We start from the raw sequence: 6022 nt of genomic DNA, 5'->3' as shown, positions 1-6022 counted from the left end.
TAATATATCAACTATATTATTATTTGTCAACAACTTTTTTTCTTTCGTTGTCGACTTAGTAAGTATATCTAGTATTGAATGTAAAAGCAAGGGTTATTTTAAAATAAATGAAATTGTTGAATGATAGCCTTGTATATCCCCTATTAAGATGGACAGTCCTATCTTTTTAGGAGTAGGCTGCCCCTTATCCATTAGAGTATTTCTTCTATATATAAATCCCGGGTCAGACTTAAATTAATGATTTCTTCACTATCTTTCAATTTGACGATCGGCCTTGTTTGGTTACTGGCATCAATGAAAATGATTTCTGCAATAAAGCCATTGTTCAGCTTGACCCTGCTTCCTATGGAAAAGCTGGAGAAGCTTGATAACAAGGTTTTCACTACTTCAATATCAAACTTACCGAAATCATCATGTAAAATCATTTCCAACACTCTGAATGGCGACTGTTTCTTCCTATATGTCCTTTCGGAGGTCATCGCATGAAAGACGTCTGCCACTGCAATGATCTTTGAAAATAAGTTCATCGGCTTGGCATTCAGACTTTTTGGATAACCCGTCCCATCGAGCCTTCCATGATGCTCAAGTATCGCGATCTTTACACTGTCCTTTATGATGGAGCTATCTTTTATCATTTTATAGCTGAAGATGGGATGTTTGTGAATCTCCTCGTAATCCTCGGCAGTTAATTCTTCCATCTTATTCAGTAACCGTGGAGCGAGCTTTGACATCCCACAATCTGCAAGACATCCGCCAATGGCCACCTGGTAGACGTCAGCCTTGCTGTATTTCATTTTAGATGCAATATAGCTACCTATTAAACCGATGGAAATCGCATGGTGAAAGGTGTAATCCTCTTTATTGCTGTAATGGTGCAGCATTAAAATGTTGGATGGATCCTCCAGTGCTTTATCCACTAGTGGGATGATGATTAAACGGATCATGGCCACCTCCACCTTGCTGCCTGCTTGCCAGTTCCTGAATAGTCGCTTATAGGTTTGAACGGCCTTAAGATACAATTCCGTAAAATCGGACGACTCTTCCAATTCATCCAATTCCGGGTCTATCACTTCTTTCGGTAAAAATTTTTTTCCATTAATCAACGTTTTTTCAACGCTAACCTCCGAAATTAAAAACGCCTGCAAAGCCTCGATTGACTCAGCCGTCAATATTGTTTTTTCATACATGATGGGGCGGTCGGCGAGCCCTCTAATTTCTTTGGAGAGAATACAGCCTTCCGTTAAAAAGCGTGTTTTTACTAGCAAAACGGTTCACCTCGATAGTAGTAGTAATGAATCTCATTTTACTTGAAAAACATGGTAACTACTATCTTTTTTTATGAAAATATACCTACCAAACCATTATACCAGTAAAATATCCATGACCATTTACCCAAAATAAAAAAAACGACCCAGCATTTTTATCGGCTGGGTCGTTTACAAAATCTTTATTCTTCGGTCTCTTTTCCCGCTTCTTCATTCTCGCTCTCAACAGTAGGCTCCGAAACAGTTTCTTGATCGGCTGTTGGATCTTGCTCAATATCTATTTCCTCTTCTTCTTCTCTTCCTACGATGGCCACCGTCGAGACATATTCATTGTCCGCGGATTCAAGGCGAATCAGTTTGACCCCTTGAGTGTTACGGCCCGTTTTGGAAATGCCTTCGACTTCCATCCGGATCAAGACACCTGCAGCTGTAATCAGCATCAAGTCCTCATCTTCACCGGTAACGGTTTTCACGGCAATGAGTTCGCCATTTTTCTCCGTTACATTACATGTTTTTATCCCTTTGCCGCCGCGGCTTTGGATACGGTACTCTTCAGCAGATGTCCTTTTCCCATATCCATTTTTCGTTACGATCAGGACTTCTTCATCATCTTCAAGAATTTCCATACCGACCACTTCATCATCGGACCTTAAGGATATCCCTTTCACCCCTGCTGCGGTACGTCCCATCGTCCGTACATCCGTCTCTGGGAAACGAATCATCATCCCGGACTTCGTTCCGATGATGATCTGTTTATCTCCATTCGTAAGGCGGACAGAAATCAATTCATCATCTTCCCGTAAACCTAAAGCGATTAAACCATTATTACGGATATTCGCAAAAGATGAAAGTGGAGTACGCTTCGATACCCCGTGCCGCGTCGTGAAGAATAAATACCAATCATCAGCAAATTCCTTCACCGGTATGATGGCATTGACCCACTCACCCTTGTCGACTTCCAGTAGGTTAATAAGCGGCAAGCCTTTTGCCGTCCTGCCGTACTCAGGTATTTCGTATCCTTTTGAACGGTACACTTTACCTTTGTTCGTGAAGAATAATAACGTGTCATGAGTGGAAGTCGTCAACAAGTGACCGACAAAATCATCTGTATTCGTTCCCATGCCCTGAATCCCGCGGCCGCCACGTTTTTGGCTGCGGTATGTCGTTGCAGGCAGACGTTTAATATAACCGTTATGGGTAAGCGTCACGATGATATTTTCCTCTGGGATCAAATCCTCATCTTCCAGGCTCTCAAAGCCTGCTAACGTGATTTCCGTTCTGCGCTTATCATTAAAACGCTCTTTAATTTCAAGAAGCTCTTCACGAATGATTTCAAGAACCTTTTCCTCATCAGCAAGAATCGCTTTATATTCTGCTATGATAGCCATTAATGCTTGATATTCATCTTCGATTTTTTCGCGTTCCAAACCAGTCAGGCGCTGCAAGCGCATATCCAAAATAGCCTGAGCCTGTTTTTCGGAAAGTGAAAACTGCGTCATTAACCCATCGCGTGCAATATCAGTGGTTTGTGAATTACGGATTAATGATATGACTGCATCCAGATTATCCAGCGCAATCCTCAAGCCTTCTAAAATATGGGCACGGGCCTCCGCTTTACGCAATTCAAATTCGGTCCTGCGGCGGATGACCACTTGCTGGTGCTCTAAGTAATATTTCAGGCATTGTTTCAAGTTCAATACTTTTGGCTGACCGTCAACCAAGGCAAGCAGGTTGATTCCGAAGGTTGTCTGCATGGCAGTATGCTTATACAGGTTGTTCAAAAGGACATTTGCATTAACATCCTTCCGCAGCTCCATGACGATGCGCATGCCATTCCGATCCGATTCATCGCGTAAATCAGTAATGCCTTCGATTTTCTTGTCTCTGGCAAGTTCGGCAATCTTTTCGATCAATCTGGCTTTGTTGACTTGATACGGGATTTCCTTAACAATGATAACTTGTTTTCCATTAGGTTTCTCTTCAATCTCGACTTTCGCCCGTTGAATGATTGACCCTTTTCCAGTTTCATAAGCTTTTCTAATTCCACTTCTGCCTAAGATTAGCCCCGCTGTCGGAAAGTCCGGACCTGGAATGTATTCCATCAATTCCGGTATCGTAATTTCAGGATTTTTGCTTATGGCCAATACGCCATCAATTACCTCACCTAACTGATGCGGCGGAATATTGGTTGCCATTCCTACCGCTATACCTGATGAACCATTCACCAAAAGATTAGGGAAACGGGCTGGCATAACGGCTGGTTCTCTTTCAGACCCATCATAGTTATCCTGGAAATTGACCGTGTCTTTATTTAAATCACGAAGCAGCTCCATCGAGATTTTCGACATCCTTGCTTCCGTATACCTCATTGCCGCGGCTTGGTCGCCATCGACTGAACCGAAATTCCCGTGACCATCCACAAGCATATAGCGATAGTTAAAGGGCTGCGCCATCCGTACCATCGTTTCATATACGGCAGAATCACCATGCGGGTGATATTTACCGATTACTTCCCCAACGATACGGGCGGATTTTTTAAATGGTTTATCCGAAGTCATCCCAAGATCATTCATCGCATAGAGAATTCTTCGGTGAACCGGTTTTAAACCATCCCTTACATCAGGCAAAGCCCGAGAAACGATTACGCTCATCGCATAATCCAAAAAAGATGTCCGCATCTCGGTACTTATATTTATTTCTTTAACACCTGATCTTTCATTTTCTGACATGGAGCCAACCTCCTATAAAAAGCTTATACTCTCATTTAATTTTATCTATTCGTGCACTATGTAAAGAACAGGATGTAGAAGCATCCTGTCAAAAAAATCATACATCAAGATTTTTTACATAAATTGCATTTTCCTCAATGAAGTTACGTCGCGGCTCGACCTTATCTCCCATAAGCATCTCGAATGTTTCATCCGCCTCGGCAGCATCTTTCAAACTGACTTGAAGCAGAGTTCTCGTATCAGGGTTCATGGTCGTTTCCCATAACTGCTCTGGGTTCATTTCCCCTAGCCCCTTATAACGCTGCAGGTTCGGTTTTGGAGTACTTGGCAAACTCGCCATGATTTCTTCAAGCTGACGGTCATTATAGGCATAATCCACTTTTTTCCCTTGCTGGATTTTGAAAAGTGGCGGCTGTGCAATGTATATATAACCATATTCGATGATTTTGCGCATATATCTGTAAAAGAATGTCAACATCAGCGTTCTGATATGGGCTCCATCAACATCGGCATCGGTCATGATGACGATTTTATGATATCTGGCTTTTTCAATATTGAATTCATCACCAATACCCGTTCCCAGTGCGGTGATGATCGTGCCTATTTCTTCGTTATGAAGGATCCTATCCAACCTCGCTTTTTCAACGTTCAGGATTTTACCCCTTAGCGGCAAGATAGCTTGGAAATGACGGTCCCGCCCTTGTTTGGCCGAGCCTCCCGCCGAGTTTCCTTCAACGATGTATAATTCGCTGATGCCCGGATCCTTGGATGAACAATCCGCCAATTTTCCAGGAAGATTGGATACTTCCAGCGCACTCTTCCTTCGGGTCAATTCACGGGCTTTCTTGGCTGCCATACGTGCTCTTGCTGCCATTTGCCCTTTATCGACGATTTTCCGGGCCACGGCCGGGTTTTCATATAAGAAGGATTCAAGCCGCTCCGAAAGGATGGAATCCGTCACCGTTCTTACTTCCGAGTTTCCAAGTTTGGTTTTCGTTTGACCTTCGAATTGTGGCTCGGGATGCTTGATCGAAATGATTGCCGTCAGACCTTCCCGGACATCTTCACCGGAGAAATTGGAATCGGCTTCTTTTAAAAGACCATTCTTCCGTGCATAATCATTGATGACCCTAGTCAGGGCCGTCTTGAAGCCTGATTCATGCGTACCGCCTTCATAGGTGTGAATATTATTGGCAAAAGAAAAGACATTGCTGATATAGCTGTCATTATATTGCAAAGCCAATTCGACAGAAATCCCATCTTTCTCGCCTTCCATGAAAATCGGTTCCTCATGCAGGACCTCTTTCGAGCGGTTTAAATGCTCGACATACGATTTAATGCCGCCCTCATAATGATATTCCCTGATTTTCTCTTCTTCTCCGCGTTTATCCTCAATGATGAGTTTCAGCCCTTTATTCAGGAAAGCAAGCTCACGGATACGCGTGGCTAACGTATCGAAATCATATTCCAAGGTTTCCGTGAAGATTTCACCATCAGGAATGAAGTGTGTCGTCGTTCCGGTATGATCGGTTTCCCCGATGATTTTCAAATCTTCCTTAGGAACTCCGCGGTTGAACTGCTGATAATGGATTTTTCCTTCACGGTGGACATACACTTCCAATACCGTCGATAGGGCATTAACGACAGATGCACCTACACCATGCAGTCCGCCGGAGACCTTATATCCCCCGCCGCCAAACTTTCCGCCCGCATGTAGGACCGTCATGATTACTTCCAATGCCGGACGTCCCATTTTTTCATGGATCCCGACTGGTATCCCCCGTCCATTATCGACTACGGTTATGCTATTGTCTTTTTCGATCGTCACTTTGATTTCGGTACAGAAACCAGCTAGTGCCTCATCAATACTGTTATCGACAATTTCCCAAACAAGATGGTGAAGTCCTTTTGCAGAGGTAGTGCCGATATACATACCCGGACGTTTACGAACTGCTTCTAAGCCTTCCAAAACCTGTATCTGATTCTCATCGTATGCCTGAGCTTGTACTTCTTTTTGTTCCATTGTCA

3 protein-coding genes are annotated in these 6022 nt (G+C 43.3%); all 3 read right to left on the bottom strand.

Annotated features, from left to right (window positions below; translation table 11 throughout):
• Positions 1 to 191: 191 nt before the first annotated feature.
• Positions 192 to 1265, bottom strand: a complete 1074-nt coding sequence (locus tag ABE28_RS23840; protein ID WP_064466945.1) for an HD-GYP domain-containing protein — start codon at positions 1263 to 1265, stop codon at positions 192 to 194.
• A gap of 182 nt (positions 1266 to 1447) precedes the next feature.
• Positions 1448 to 3994 (bottom strand): DNA gyrase subunit A, encoded by a 2547-nt coding sequence (gene gyrA, locus ABE28_RS23835; RefSeq protein ID WP_064466946.1) that lies wholly within the window; start codon positions 3992 to 3994, stop codon positions 1448 to 1450.
• Between the two features lie 97 nt (positions 3995 to 4091).
• The gene (gyrB, locus tag ABE28_RS23830; protein WP_064467294.1) at positions 4092 to 6017 is read right to left on the bottom strand and encodes a DNA topoisomerase (ATP-hydrolyzing) subunit B; all 1926 of its coding nucleotides are present in this window, start codon (positions 6015 to 6017) and stop codon (positions 4092 to 4094) included.
• Positions 6018 to 6022: the final 5 nt, after the last annotated feature.

This window comes from Peribacillus muralis (genome assembly GCF_001645685.2).
In the GTDB taxonomy this organism is placed as follows: Bacteria; Bacillota; Bacilli; order Bacillales; family DSM-1321; genus Peribacillus; species Peribacillus muralis_A.
Note: the sequence above shows the minus strand (reverse complement) of the source record. Positions and strands in the feature narration are given on the sequence as shown.